Source organism: Kitasatospora sp. DSM 101779 (assembly GCF_025655475.1).
Lineage (GTDB): Bacteria > Actinomycetota > Actinomycetes > Streptomycetales > Streptomycetaceae > Kitasatospora.
The window spans coordinates 361250-375157 of record NZ_JAHTIK010000001.1 but is presented as its reverse complement, the minus strand read 5'-3'; the positions used below and the strand labels follow the sequence as shown (position 1 = coordinate 375157).

The 13908-nt window shown below is 73.5% G+C and carries 11 protein-coding genes and 1 pseudogene; 8 read left to right on the top strand and 4 right to left on the bottom strand.

All coding sequences use genetic code 11. The features are described from left to right. Positions 1–17 precede the first annotated feature (17 nt). From icmF to KSNIM_RS01640, 5 genes and pseudogenes are all read left to right on the top strand, one after another. Positions 18–3245 carry a fused isobutyryl-CoA mutase/GTPase IcmF gene (icmF, locus tag KSNIM_RS01660; protein WP_263101392.1) on the top strand — a complete coding sequence of 1076 codons (3228 nt, stop codon included), beginning with the start codon at positions 18–20 and terminating at the stop codon, positions 3243–3245. A 207-nt stretch (positions 3246–3452) separates the two neighbouring features. Beyond that, entirely contained in the window at positions 3453–3953 is a 501-nt protein-coding gene (locus KSNIM_RS01655) for a VOC family protein (RefSeq protein WP_263101391.1), read from the top strand. A 28-nt stretch (positions 3954–3981) separates the two neighbouring features. Beyond that, positions 3982–4344 (top strand): annotated as a pseudogene (locus KSNIM_RS39010) (class I SAM-dependent methyltransferase); the annotation flags it as partial. A 394-nt stretch (positions 4345–4738) separates the two neighbouring features. Next, the gene (locus KSNIM_RS01645) at positions 4739–4993 is read left to right on the top strand and encodes a hypothetical protein (protein WP_263101390.1); all 255 of its coding nucleotides are present in this window, start codon (positions 4739–4741) and stop codon (positions 4991–4993) included. Between the two features lie 113 nt (positions 4994–5106). Continuing rightward, positions 5107–6855, top strand: coding sequence for a penicillin-binding transpeptidase domain-containing protein (locus tag KSNIM_RS01640; RefSeq protein ID WP_263101389.1), 1749 nt, complete (start codon positions 5107–5109; stop codon positions 6853–6855). Between the two features lie 76 nt (positions 6856–6931). Here the strand turns inward: KSNIM_RS01640 and KSNIM_RS01635 are convergent, their stop codons facing one another. Beyond that, positions 6932–7906, bottom strand: coding sequence for an NAD(P)-dependent alcohol dehydrogenase (locus KSNIM_RS01635; protein ID WP_263101388.1), 975 nt, complete (start codon positions 7904–7906; stop codon positions 6932–6934). Between the two features lie 232 nt (positions 7907–8138). On the opposite strand from KSNIM_RS01635, the gene KSNIM_RS01630 reads away from it, so the two are divergent. Further along, the gene (locus tag KSNIM_RS01630; RefSeq protein WP_263101387.1) at positions 8139–8351 is read left to right on the top strand and encodes a hypothetical protein; all 213 of its coding nucleotides are present in this window, start codon (positions 8139–8141) and stop codon (positions 8349–8351) included. A 92-nt stretch (positions 8352–8443) separates the two neighbouring features. Here KSNIM_RS01630 and KSNIM_RS01625 read toward each other — a convergent pair whose 3' ends face one another. The 3 genes from KSNIM_RS01625 to KSNIM_RS01615 are packed head-to-tail and all read right to left on the bottom strand — an operon-like array spanning position 8444 to position 11317. Further along, entirely contained in the window at positions 8444–10027 is a 1584-nt protein-coding gene (locus KSNIM_RS01625) for an FAD-dependent oxidoreductase (RefSeq protein ID WP_263101386.1), read from the bottom strand. Continuing rightward, complete coding sequence (locus KSNIM_RS01620; RefSeq protein WP_263101385.1) at positions 10024–10680, bottom strand: DUF5987 family protein; 657 nt, start codon at positions 10678–10680, stop codon at positions 10024–10026. Before KSNIM_RS01620 ends, KSNIM_RS01625 begins: the two co-directional genes overlap by 4 nt. 7 nt (positions 10681–10687) lie before the next feature. Further along, complete coding sequence (locus tag KSNIM_RS01615) at positions 10688–11317, bottom strand: hypothetical protein (protein ID WP_263101384.1); 630 nt, start codon at positions 11315–11317, stop codon at positions 10688–10690. A gap of 275 nt (positions 11318–11592) precedes the next feature. Here KSNIM_RS01615 and KSNIM_RS01610 point away from each other — a divergent pair, with 275 nt between their 5' ends. Then, positions 11593–13017 (top strand): hypothetical protein, encoded by a 1425-nt coding sequence (locus tag KSNIM_RS01610; protein ID WP_263101383.1) that lies wholly within the window; start codon positions 11593–11595, stop codon positions 13015–13017. A 121-nt stretch (positions 13018–13138) separates the two neighbouring features. Continuing rightward, entirely contained in the window at positions 13139–13843 is a 705-nt protein-coding gene (locus tag KSNIM_RS01605) for a FadR/GntR family transcriptional regulator (protein ID WP_263101382.1), read from the top strand. The last annotated feature ends 65 nt before the right edge of the window (positions 13844–13908 follow it).

Genomic DNA, 13908 nt, shown 5'->3' with positions numbered 1-13908 from the left:
CCGACATGAGGTCCTCCATGAGTGATCTGCACCGTCCCGTGCACCCCGTCCGACTGGTCACCGCGTCGGCACTGTTCGACGGGCACGACGCATCGATCAACATCATGCGGCGGATCTTCCAGTCGCAGGGCGCCGAGGTGATCCACCTCGGCCACAACCGCTCCGTCCAGGAGGTCGTCGACGCGGCGCTCGAGGAGGACGCCCACGGCGTGGCCGTCTCCTCCTACCAGGGCGGACACGTGGAGTACTTCGAGTACCTCGTCGACCGGCTGCGCGAGGCCGGGGCCGAGCACATCCGCGTGGTCGGCGGCGGCGGAGGCGTGATCGTGCCCGAGGAGATCACCCGGCTGCGCAGCAGCGGTGTCACGATCTTCTCGCCCGAGGACGGCCAGCGGATGGGCCTGGCCGGCATGGTCAACACGGTCGTCAAGGACTGTGACTTCGACCTGTGGGACGGCCGGGCGGCCGACCTGGACGCGCTGCTGGCCGGCGACCGGTTCGCGATCGCCCGCAGCATCACCGGCGCGGAACTGGGCAAGCTGCCCGCGGACTTCATGGAGCGGGTGCGAGCCGCCGCGGCCGCGCGGGTGACCCCCGTCCTGGGCATCACCGGCACCGGCGGCTCCGGCAAGTCCTCGCTGACCGACGAGCTCGTCCGCCGGTTCCGCGTCGACCAGCAGGACAAGCTGCGGGTCGCGGTCATCGCCGTCGACCCGACCCGGCGCCGCGGCGGCGGTGCGCTGCTGGGCGACCGGATCCGGATGAACTCCCTCGACGGGAACCGGGTCTTCTTCCGCAGCCTGGCCACCCGCGGCAGTCACGAGCTGCCCGAGCACCTCTCCGACGTGCTCGACGTCGTCAAGGCCGCCGGCTTCGACCTGGTGATCGTCGAGACGCCCGGCATCGGCCAGGGCGACGCGGCCATCGTGCCCTTCGTCGACACCTCGCTGTACGTGATGACGCCGGAGTTCGGCGCCGCCTCGCAGCTCGAGAAGATCGACATGCTGGACTTCGCCGACGTCGTCGCCATCAACAAGTTCGAGCGCCGCGGTGCCAAGGACGCCCTGCGCGACGTCGGCCGCCAGCTCGTCCGCAACCGCGAGGCCTTCGGCATGCGGCCCGAGGACATGCCGGTGTTCGGCACCTCCGCGGCCACCTTCAACGACGACGGCGTCACCGCGCTCTACCAGAGCCTGAAGGCCGCCCTCGCCGAGCACGGGCTGCCGCTGACCGAGGGCGCCCTGCCGGAGGTCTCCGTACGCCACTCCTCCGGCATCCGCCAGGTCGTCCCCGCCGAGCGGGTGCGTTACCTCGCCGAGATCACCGAGACCGTCCGCGGCTACCACGCCGAGACCGAGCGGCTCACCGAGGCGGCCCGTTCGGTGCAGCGCCTGGACGTCGTGCGGGGCCAGCTCGCCGACGCCGGCCACGACGCGGCGAACGTCGAGGCGCTGCTGTCGACCGCCCGCAAGCAGCTCCCGCACGAGGTCACCGAGCAGATCGAGAACTGGCCCGCCGTGGTCGCCTCCTACTCCGGCGACGAGCAGGTCGTCGTCGTCCGTGACAAGGAGATCCGCACCAAGCTGACCCGCGAGTCCCTCTCGGGCAACCGGATCCCGCGCGTCGCACTGCCCCGCTTCACCGACCACGGCGAACTGGTGGGCTTCTGGCGCCGCGAGAACCTGCCCGGGCTCTTCCCGTTCACCGCCGGCGTGTTCCCGTTCAAGCGGGACGGCGAGGACCCGGCCCGCATGTTCGCCGGCGAGGGCGACCCCTTCCGCACCAACCGCCGGTTCAAGCTGCTCTCCGAGGGCCAGCCCGCCACCCGGCTGTCCACCGCCTTCGACTCGGTCACCCTCTACGGCCGGGACCCCGACGAGCGCCCCGACATCTACGGCAAGGTCGGCACCTCCGGAGTCTCCGTCGCGACCCTGGAGGACATGAAGGCGCTCTACGACGGCTTCGACCTCGCCGCGCCCACCACCTCGGTGTCCATGACCATCAACGGTCCGGCGCCCACCGTCCTGGCGTTCTTCCTCAACACCGTGATCGACCAGCAGGTCGACGCCTTCCGCGCCGCCGAGGGCCGCGACCCCTCGCCCGAGGAGGCCGCCGGGCTGCGCGCCCGCGCGCTGGCGAACGTCCGCGGGACGGTGCAGGCGGACATCCTCAAGGAGGACCAGGGCCAGAACACCTGCCTGTTCTCGACCGAGTTCTCGCTGCGGATGATGGCCGACATCCAGGAGTGGTTCATCGCCAACAAGGTCCGCAACTTCTACTCCGTCTCCATCTCCGGCTACCACATCGCCGAAGCCGGCGCGAACCCGATCAGCCAGCTCGCCTTCACCCTCGCCAACGGCTTCACCTACGTCGAGGCCTACCTGGCCCGCGGCATGCACATCGACGACTTCGCGCCCAACCTGTCGTTCTTCTTCTCCAACGGCATGGACCCCGAGTACTCGGTGCTCGGCCGGGTCGCCCGGCGGATCTGGGCCGTCGCGATGAAGCAGAAGTACGGCGGCAACGAGCGCTCCCAGAAGCTGAAGTACCACGTGCAGACCTCGGGCCGCTCGCTGCACGCCCAGGAGATGGACTTCAACGACATCCGCACCACCCTTCAGGCGCTGATCGCCATCTACGACAACGCCAACTCGCTGCACACCAACGCCTACGACGAGGCCGTCACCACCCCCTCCGAGGAGTCGGTGCGCCGGGCGCTGGCGATCCAGCTGATCATCAACCGCGAGTGGGGCCTCGCCATGAACGAGAACCCCCTGCAGGGCTCGTTCGTCATCGACCAGCTCACCGACCTGGTCGAGGAGGCGGTGCTCGCCGAGTTCGACCGCATCAACGAGCGCGGCGGCGTGCTCGGCGCCATGGAGACCGGCTACCAGCGCGGCCGCATCCAGGACGAGTCGATGCTGTACGAGCAGCGCAAGCACGACGGCACGCTGCCCATCATCGGCGTCAACACCTTCCGCCGCCCCGGCGGCGACGGCGAGGCCCAGCAGCTGGAGCTCGCCCGCGCCACCACGGCCGAGAAGGAGTCCCAGCTGCAGCGCGTCCGCGACTACCAGCGCGGGCACGGCGCCGAGGCCGCGGAGGCGATCGCCCGGCTGAAGTCGGCCGCCATCAGCGGCGAGAACGTCTTCGAGGTCCTCATGGACGCCGCCCGGGTCTGCTCCCTGCAGCAGGTCACCGAGGCCTTCTTCGAGGTCGGCGGCCAGTACCGCAGGAACGTCTGACGTCCGCGGAGGACACCGTCGGGCCCCGGCCGGCCACCCGCGTGCGCCGGCCGGGGCCCGCGACCCGTTCCGCCCGGACACCCGGGTGACCGACGCGGACGCGACTGCTCCGTGCCACCCGCACGGAGCGGTGCGGCGTGGCCCCGGTGCGTGCGGGAGCTCCGCGGCCTACCGTCGTCGGCGAGACCCGACGAACGGGAGGACGCAGTGCCCGAGCAGAAGATCACCACCTTCCTGTGGTTCGACCATCAGGCCGAGGAGGCGGCGCGGTTCTACACCTCGCTGTTCCCGGATTCCCGGATCGTCGGAGTGCAGCGCTACGGGGAGGCCGGCCCCGGCGCGGCGGGCTCGGTGATGACCGTGTCCTTCGATCTCGCCGGACAGCGCTACGTCGCACTCAACGGCGGCCCGATCTTCCCGTTCACCGAGGCGATCTCGCTCCAGGTGAACTGCGAGGACCAGGCGGAGGTCGACCGGCTGTGGGACGCCCTCACCGAGGGCGGGCAGGAGAGCGACTGCGGCTGGCTGAAGGACCGTTACGGGCTCTCCTGGCAGATCACCCCGCGACGCCTGATGGAGCTGATCGACGACCCGGACCCGGCTGTCTCCCAGCCGGCGATGCGCGCGATGCTGCAGATGAAGAAGATCGACATCAAGGCGCTGGAGGACGCGGTGGCGGACGGCGGCGCCACGGGACCGGCCTCGTAGGCACCCCGGTCGTCACGCCAACTTCCTTGTGCCGTCCGCCAGTACGGTGGTCGAGCGGGGCGGAGGAGACGCTCTGCCGCGACCGCGAGCCCGCGGGCCCGGACGTCGGAGGCCCGCGGGGTGGCGCGGACCGGACTGCGCAGGAGGGGGGCAGCCCGTGGGCGTGCAGCAGTACGACGAGATCGGCGAGGTGTTCGAGGGATTCAAGTCCCTGCCGTTGACGCGCTACGGGGAGGTGCCCAGCTTCCTGGGGCTGGTGGGGGTGGAGGGCCGATCGGTGCTCGACCCGGCGTGCGGCACCGGCTTCTACAGCCGCGAGTTCACGCGGCGCGGTGCCGCGGAGGTCCTCGGCGTCGACATCTCCGTCCAGGTGATCGCCGCCGCGCGGGACATCGAGCGGCGCGACCCGTTGGACGTGCGGTACCAGGTCGGGGACGTGTGTTGCCGTCCCGCGCCGCGAGGTCTACGAGGAGTGTCTGCGGGCAGCCGGGTTCCGCGAGCTCGAGTGGGTCGCGCTGCAGGTGTCCGAGGCCGGCATCCGCGCGTACGGCGAGGACTTCTGGACGGACCTCCTCGCCCAACCGTCGCTGGCGATGCTGCGCTGCCGGGCCTGACCGCGGGCGCGGTTCCGCCCCGCGGGCGGCACGGGCGGTGAGCCGTCCGGGTGCCTTCCGCCCCTCTCGCGACCGTGGGAGGGCCGGTGGGGGTATGCCGTCCCGGACAGATGCGACCCAGGGATGCGCGAGGAGAACGGCGTGTACGCAGCAGTGCGAAGGTACGAAGGCGTGACGGATCCCGCCGAGGCGGGACGCCGGGTGGCCGAGGGGTTCCTCCCCCTCCTCCGTCAGGTACCCGGCTTCGTGGCCTACTACTGGGTCGACGCGGGGAACGGCGTGATGGTCTCGACCAGCGTCTTCGAGGACCGCGCCGGCGCCGAGGAGTCGGTCACCAGGGCGGCCGACTTCGTGCGCGACAACCTCGCGTCGCTCCTTCCGAACCCGCCTCAGGTGACGTCCGGTCAGGTCGTCGCCGCCGGATAGCAGATCGTCGCACATCCGTTCCCCGGCCGGGCCTCTGAGTACGGATACTCATTGCGCCCGGCCGTTCGGGAGCGGATGATCTCCACCGCCATGATTTTCACGAGGGGGCGGGGATGATCGGGTACGAGGACGACCGGTACGAGGAAGCCGAGTACGGCGACGCCGAGTACGAGGACGCCGAGGACGGGGCGGAGGCGACGGCGCCCGGGCGGCGCCGGCGAGCGGTCCGGGCCGGCGTCGCGGTCGTCTGCGGGGGCATGCTGGCGATCGGCGGCGTGGGTGCGTACAACGTCGCGCACGCCGTCTGGGGCGGATCCGGGGGCGGCGGCGCGGCGAAGCCGGCGCAGCAGGCCGCGGCCACGGCCGCTCAGGCGCCGACCACGGACCAGGCCGCGACCGCCGCGAAGGGCTTCCTCGACGCCTGGGGGAGGGGCGACGTCGCGGCGGCCGCCGCGCTGACCGACCGCCCGGACCTCGCCACCGGTGCGCTGTCCTCCTTCCGGCAGGAGCTCCACCCGAGCGAGTTCACCCTCACGCCCACCGGCGCGACCGGTGCCACCGCGGCCGCCTCGGCGCAGCCCGGCCGGACGGCGCAGGGCTTCCACGCCCGGATGCGGTTCGAGGGCACCGACCGTGCCTGGGAGTACGACGGCCGCCTGGGCGTGGTCCGCACCGACGAGGGCCGGACCGCCGTGCACTGGGAGCCGGGTGTGATCCACCCGAGGCTGGCGGAGGGCGGGTCCATCGCCGTCCGGACGGTGGACGCACTGCCCGGCCGGCTGGTCGACCGGAACGGCAAGCCCTTCGACGACTCCTCGCCCGTCAAGGCGATGCTGGCGGGCGTCAAGACGGGCGGCCGCCCCGGCACGCCCGGCCGGGCGGTGGTGCTGGTGCGCGGTGCCGCGCAGCCCGCCGAGCAGCTGTTCACCCTCACCGACCCCGGCGCGGCCGAGTTCCGGGTGACCCTCGACGCGGCGCTCCAGCGCGCGGTGGAGGCCGCGCTGCGGGAGCAGACCGGCGGGGGCCGGGCCGGGTCGGTGGTGGCCGTCGAGCCCAGCACCGGACACGTCCTGGCCGTCGCCAGCGCCCCGGCGGGCACCTTCAACCGCGCTTTCGGAGGCGAGATCGCGCCGGGCTCCACCATGAAGGTGGTGACCGGCGCCGCGCTGCTGGAGGCCGGCCTCGACCCGGACAGCCCCGCGCCGTGCAGGGACACCGTCAACTCCCCGAAGGCGTGGCACAACGACGAGCGCGGCGACCACCTCGGCTACACCCTGGCCGACGACTTCGCGCACTCCTGCAACACCGCCTTCATCGAGCAGGGCCTCGCGAAGCTCGGGCCGGGCACGCTCGCCAAGGTCGCCGCCGAGCAGTTCGGCCTCGGCCTGGAGTGGCACACCGGCCTGACCAGCTTCGACGCCCGGATCCCCGCCCCGGGCAGCCGGGACGAGCAGGCGGCGGAGTACATCGGCCAGGGCAGCATCCAGATGAACACCCTGCTGATGGCCTCCGTCGCGGCGACCGTGCAGAGCGGCACCTTCCGCCAGCCGGTCGTGGTGGACGGCGTCGCCGACCGGGCCACCGCCCCCGGCCGGCTGCCCGCGGCGATCGCCCGCGACCTGCGGGCCATGATGGCCAAGACCGTCCGGGAGGGCACCGCCCGCGCCCCGATGGCCGGCCTGTCCGGCCAGGTCGGCGCCAAGACCGGCACCGCCGAGGTCGACGGCAGGAACCCCAACAGCTGGTTCATCGCCTACCGCGGCGACCTGGCCGTGGCGGTGGAGGTCGAGGGTGCGGGCCACGGCGCCGAGGCCGCGGGCCGGGCGGCCGCCCAGATCCTGCGGGTGGGCAACCACGGCTGACCGCAACGCCGTTCGCGCACCACGGGGCCGAGGCTCCCCGCCGTCACCGTGTGCCGTGCGCTGCTCCCGGGCGCCGTCACACGGTGACGATCACCTTCGCGCGGGCGTGCTCCACCTCCAGGTACCGGATGGCATCGGGCACCTCGCTCAGGGCGTAGGTCCGGTCGATCACCGGGGTGAGCCTCCCGGACTCGGCGAGCTCCCGCAGAGCCGCGAGGTTCTCCCTGGCCGGCTTCGCCGTGAGGACGAGCAGCCGCTGGCGGACGAACGGTGACATCAGCTTGCCCCTGAGGACGAGGCCGATCGGGCCGACGGCACTCCCTCCCTCGAACACGCCTCCGCCGGCGAGGACGAGCCTGCCCACCGGCGTCAGAGCGCGCCGGCACTCGGCCAGCGAACGGTTCCCCACCAGGTCGAACACGAGGTCGTACTGCCGGCCGGTCGTGGTGAAGTCCTCCCGGGTGTAGTCCACGAGGTGGTCCGCACCCAGGGAGCCGACCAGGTCGAGATTCTTCGTGCTGCACACGCCGGTCACCTCCGCGCCCAGCGCCTTGGCGATCTGCACGGCGAAGGTGCCGACACCGCCCGACGCGCCGTTCACCAGGACCCGCTGACCCGGCTGCACCCGGCCGAGGTCGCGCAGGCCCATCAGAGCGGTGTTCCCCGCCAGCGGGAGAGCGGCCGCCTGCTCGAACGACAGACCGGCCGGCTTCACCTCGACGACGCTGTCGGAGGCGCACACGTACTCGGCGAACGCACCGTCGGCCTCGCCGAACACCTCGTCACCGGGACGGAACCCCGTCACACCCGGCCCCACCGCCTCCACCCGGCCCGCGAAGTCCGTGCCCCGGATCCGCGCCTTCGGGGCGCCGACCCCGAGCGCCAGGCGTGCCAGGTACGGATCGCCCCGCATCGTGTGCCAGTCACGGGCGTTGACCGACGCCGCACGGACCCGCACCAGGACCTCGTGCTCTGCGGCGACCGGTCTGTCGACCTCCCGGAGCTCCAGAACATCGGGCGGGCCGTACCGCTCCTGGACGATCGCCTTCATCGAGTCCCCCTGTTGACCATGAGTCCGGTGCGAAACGGACACGGCCGGCCGGAGTCCCGGGGCCACCCACGACGGTAGGGGAACGCCCGGGGTACGGGCATCAGGGCGAGTCCCTAGGTGACAGCGGATGCCAGGGGCGCGCAGCCGGCGGCACAGGTCCGATATTCCCGACGATCAAGGACGGATGGGGCGTATGGTCGTGAATCCCCCTCGAGGGAGAGGAGTTGACCTGATGGGACTGTTCAGGGACGCACCGCCCCAGGTGCATCCGGAGTACACCCAGCTGCGCTTCATGGCCGCAGGGTCGCCGTCCTGGTGGAAGCAGAACCGGCACCGCGTCCTCGCCGTCGCGGGCCTCCTCGTCGGCTTCTGGCTGGCGGGGCACCACGACGCTACGCCCAGGACCTGCGACACCCCGGCCGCCACTGCCAGCCCCGCCCCCTGATCCGGCCGCCGCCGCAGCTGCGGCGGCCGGATCGGGCAGGGCCTTCGGCCCACCGGCTGCCGACCGTGGTCCCACCGCCGGGCCGCCGGGGATCACGGCGGTGGTGCGCCGTACGTGACGGGGACTCCGGCCTGGTTGGCGCGGGCGACGACGGCGGGGACGGCGCGCTCGGCGAGGGCGGCGATGGTCAGCGACGGGTTGACGGTCAGGGAGGTCGGGACGGCCGCGCCGTCCGTGACGAACAGCCCCGGATGGCCGCGCAGTTCGTGCTGGTCGGTGAGCGCGGAGGTACCGGGGTCGTCGCCGATCCGGCACGACCCCAGGGGGTGGGCGGTGACCGAGCCGCCGACCTGCTCCGTCCAGGGCCGGACGGTGGCCAGCCCGTCCTGCTCCAGGACGGCACGGAGTTCGGCGTCGGCCGCGTTCCAGCCCGCCCGGGTGTCGGCGGTGGGCGAGTAGGCCATGGTGCCGAGCCCGAGGCCGGGGGCGAGGCGGACGAAGCCGCCGGTCGGCGGCGGCGGGCCGAACGTCCCCTCGTTGTCGTCCTCGGTCATGGCGAGCACGGTGAGCCAGGACCGCCACGAGCGGCGCAGCTGCCGCTTCGCGGTGCCGAACCACCCCGGGCCGAGGGTGGCCCGGGCGAGGGTGCTGGTGATCGGTGGGAAGTAGATCTGCTGGAGCGTGAAGCGGCTGAACTCGGGGGCGGCGCCGTCGAGGTGGTCGAAGGTGGCGGCGGTGATGGGTTTGCCGATCGGCAGTGCGGCGTACGCGGAACCGTCCGGACGGGAGAGGCCGAGCAGGCCGCGGACCTTGGCCTCGTCCAGGACGGCGACGGAGACCCGGTCGCCGTTGCCGGAGAAGTAGCGGCCCACGGCCGCGGGGATGCCGCCGAGGGCGAGGGCGGAGCGCTGCAGGACGACCGGGGTGCCGACCGCGCCGGCCGCGAGGACCACGACCTTCGCGTGGATGGTGCCGGTCTCCAGTGTGCAGCCGTAGTCCGAGGGATCCAGGACGGTGTAGCGCACGGCGTACCGGTGACCGTCGATCCAGGACGGGACGACGGCCTGGACCTCGTGCAGGGGCCGCACGTCGGCGCCGTGGGCCTCGGCCGCGGGCAGGTAGTTCAGCAGCATCGAGCGTTTGGCGTCGAAACGGCAGCCCGACAGCATCCAGTTGCAGTCCGTGCAGCGTTCGGGGTCGACGGCGACGGGCACCGGGTTGCAGGTGCGCCCGGCCCGGTGGCAGGCCGCGGCGAGGACGCCGCCGGCGTACGAGATGCCGTCCCAGCCCAGACGGGTGGTCGGCAGGGACTGCTCGACCCGGTCGTACCAGGGGTCGAGCGCGGCGCGGGTCAGTGCGGCCGGCCAGATGCGCCGCCGCAGGCTGCCCCGGCGCTCGAAGACGAAGGACGGGGCGCGCAGGGATGCGGCGAAGTAGACCACGCTGCCGCCGCCGACACAGTTCCCGGCCACGACCGAGATCCCGTCGCCCTTGATGACGTCCACGATCCTCGTGTAGCTGCCGAGTCGCAGGTCGTGGGTGAAGTCGCCGGCCGCCAGGCGGGGTCCGCGTTCGAGGACGGTGACGCGGGCGCCGCCGGCGGCGAGGTGGTAGGCGGGTATCGCGCCGCCGAACCCCGAACCGATCACCAGCACATCGGCGGTCTGCGCGCTCATGCCGGGCTCCCCGAGGCCGTGGTGCGCGGATGGAGGCCGGCCAGGGGCCGGTTGTAGGAGTGCTCGGGGAAGCGCCACAGGCCGTCCGCGTCCGGCGGGGGGAAGCCGATCCAGGCGAGCCCCGGATGGCCGGCGGCGAGGGCGTCGGCGGTGTGCCGGTGGGCGGCGGTGTCGAACGCGAGGCCGACCAGCAGCGCCAGGACCTGCCAGACCGGACGGTCCACCTCGCCCGGTTCGAAGAGGCCGGTGACCAGGGCGGTCCGGTGGTCGAAGGGCAGGCCGACGAACGGCGGCCACCCGGGCGGGAGCCACAGCAGATGGGTGGCGGCCCGGGCCAGCGCGCGGGCGTCGAGCAGACCGGCGATCTCCGGCAGCCACGGGCCGAGCGGCAGGTCGGGCGAGGTGAGGACCTGGACGGCGCCGGCCTGTACCGCGCCCGGTCCGGTCACGGCGCCGGCGATCGGCAGGTCCCCCGGGTGACGCCGCTGCCCCGGGACGAGGGTGTCGGCGAACGCCTCCAGGCTCTGCGTCGTCCAGGGGTTCAGGTCGCCGGCCCGGGCCGGGGCCGTGCCCGGCCGACCCACGGCGAGGACCGCGGTGGCCGCGGCGAGCGCCTTGAGCAGACCGCGCCGGTCCAGTGGGGCGAGGGGCATCGTCGGCTCACCCGGCCAGGGCGCAGCGGAGATCGGACGGCAGCGCCGTGGTGAAGCCGCTCTCCCCGGAGGCGGTGCCGTAGGCGGCGAGCGCGTCGGCCAGGGCGGGGTGGTGCGGCCGCAGCGCGATGACGGCGTCGCCGATGCCGACGGGCACTCCGTCGACGCGGAAGCCGGTCAGCCGCACGCCGGCCCTCCGGCCCGTCCGGTCCCACCAGTACTGGCCGTCCCAGGCCACCCACGGCGCCGCACCGGTGCTGGGCTGCACGCTCCAGTGGTCCTGCTGGTAGTAGTGGCAGGTCAGCAGCGAGGCCGCGATCCGTGCCGGTTCGGCGAGCAGGAAGCGCAGCGCGCCACCGTTGTCCACGGTGATGTCGCGCTTGCTGTACTCCACGCACAGCGGGTCGGTGAACATCAGCCACCACGGCGGCTGCTCGCCCTCGCCGTAGCGGTGCCACGCGCAGGTGGCTGCGAAGTCGGGTTCGGTGAACGGGCCCGGAGCGGAGAGGGGCGTGGCGGCGGACGGCGTGGTGGCGGCGGGTGCGCCGGCGGCGCCGGCCGGGGTCGCGGCCGAGGCCACCGCCCCGGTGGCCAGGACGGCCGCCAGCAGGGCGGTACGCAGACGTGGACGGGACACAGGACCTCCTGGGAACAGGGCAGGACGGGGTGTCGCGCAAGGACGCGGCGCGGCGCCACCGCAGTGGTGGGGGGCGCTCGGGCCGGCACGGACGAGGATGCGGCACGACTACCGGCGAGTACAAGAGGTGGGACGGTGACTCATCCACGGCACCCTGCGGCATCCGGAGTGCCATCCACAGTGCCTTCGCCACCGCTCTATTGACGGACCGTCAACCAGGTGGTTCGGTGGCTGAGCCACTGACGCCGGACGTGCGGACCGCAAGGGGGACGGGCATGGGATCCCGCGGAACGGCCTTCGCCGAAACGCTGCTCGGCACCGTCCGCCTGGCCGGGGAGGCCGAGGCGCGCCCGATGCGGATCGACCTCGAGGTCCGCGCGGACGCACTGCTCCTGCCGCACCGCACCGCCGTCGCCACGGTGACGGGCAGGATCCGGATCCGGGGCATCGCCGACGACCCCTGTGCCACCGGGCAGTTGGAGATGTCCCTGCTGGCCCGCCGGCGGATCGGCTACCGGCTGGACTTCACCGCAGGCGACCGCCGCCTGACCCTGGACGGCCGGAAATCGCTCTCGCTCCGGCGGCCGGTGCGGTCGGCGACCGTCCTGCCGTACACGCTCTCCGCGGACGGACGCGAGGCCGGCCGGGGCGCGCTGCGCCTTTCGCCCGGCGGGCTGCTGCCGTTCCTGGCCGGCTGGCGGTTCCCCCGCCGCGGCGAAGGGGAACGGCAGTTGGAGCCGCGCTGGGACGGCAGGCCGGGCCGCACCGAGGTCTGGTACACCACGCTCACCGAACCGACCGGGCGGACGGGCGTCTGGCTGCACCACGAACTGGTCGCCCCCACCGACGGCTCGCCTGCCCGGGTGCACGGCTGGATCGCACTCTTCCCGCCCGAAGGCCCGGTGGAACACGCCAGGTTCGGCCCCGAGCCCTGGCCGACCCGCCGGCCGTACTCCACCGCGGCCGCGGACGAGAAGGACACCGCGGAGGCGGCGGAGAAGGCGAAGGCCGGCGAAGGCGTGCGGCACCTGCGGGGCACCGCCGGCCCGTACACCTGGGACCTGACGGAGCACCCGGCGGGCGAGCCGCTCTACACCTTCCCCCGCTGGGCCTGGCACCACGGGGGCCTGCCGGCAGCCCAGATGCTGCCGGCCGCCGCCTCCCGCTACACCGGCACGATCGACCGCCCCGGCGGTGTGCTCCACCTGGACGGCGCCCCCGGGGCGACCGCCCGGATCCACGGCCACGGCAACGCCGAGCGCTGGGCCTGGCTGCACGCCGACCTCGGCCACGGCGACGTGCTGGAGGTGGTCGCCGCCGTGTCCAGGAAACCCGTGCTCGACCGGCTGCCGCCCCTGGTCTTCCTCAGGCTCCGTCACCGCGGGCGCACCTGGCCGCGGGGCGCACTGCGCCCGGCCGTCGGTCTGGCAGGAGCGGCCCGGTTCAAGGCGCACATCGGACTGCCGACCTGGACGGTCACCGGCCGGACCCTGCTGCGCCGGGTCCGTGTCACGGTCACGCAGCCGGCAGAACGCACCCTGGCACTGGAGTACACCGACCCGGACGGGAGCCGGGCGGTGTGCCGCAACAGTGAGGCCGCCGACGCCCGGATCGTGCTCGAACGCTGGTGGGGCCGATGGCGCCCGGAGGCGTCCTGGACGCTGGCCGGAACCGCGCACGCCGAGGTCGGCGGCCGGTGAGCCGCCGCACGCGGCCCGCTCGAGCGGGCCTTGACGGTCCGTCCGCCACCGGATTGACTCCCGGTCCAGAGGCCGGGCGCCACCCGGCCGCAGGAGTCGAGGAGCGAGGAGGCCGCTGCCGATGCCCGAGACCATCCCACGCCGGTCCGTGGTCGACCTGCTGGCCCACCGACTGCGCCAGGACATCCTGAGCGGTATCCACCTCCCCGGCGCCCTGCTGCCGCCCGAGCGGGACCTCGCCGCCGGCTACGGCGTCACCCGCACCACCCTGAAGCACGCCCTCTCCCGCCTCGAACAGGCCGGCCTGATCATCACCCGACACGGCATCGGCACCCGGATCCGCGACTTCCTCCACGAGGGCGGCGCCGACCTCCTGCCGATGCTCGCCGCCCACGACCCCGGTTGGCTCACCGAGGTGTTCGAGGTACGCCGCCACATCGGGGCCCTCGTCGCCCGCCGTGCGGCCGCCCGCCGCACCGCCCACCACGCCCGGCGCCTCGACGACCTCCTACAGGCCGTAAGGAACGCACCGGACGGGGACGCCGCCCAGCTCGCCGACATCGAGGTGCACCGCGAGCTGGCCCGCGCCACCGGCAACCGGGTGTACCTGCTGCTCACCAACACGCTCTTCAACGCCTACCTGCCCGTCCGTGCCGCCCTCCGCGCGCCGTTCGAGGACCCCGCCGCCGCGGCCGACCGGCTGGCCCCGGTCGTCCGCGCGGTCGCCGACGGCGACGAGGGCCGAGCTGAACGGGCTGCCGAGGAGTACCTCCGCAGCACCGAAGGCATCATGCTCGACTCGCTCGGGGCGGGCCGGACCGGCTGACCGCCCGACCCGCCGGACGGACCGCCGGACGGACCGCCGTCGACGCGACCGCACCGACGCGAAGC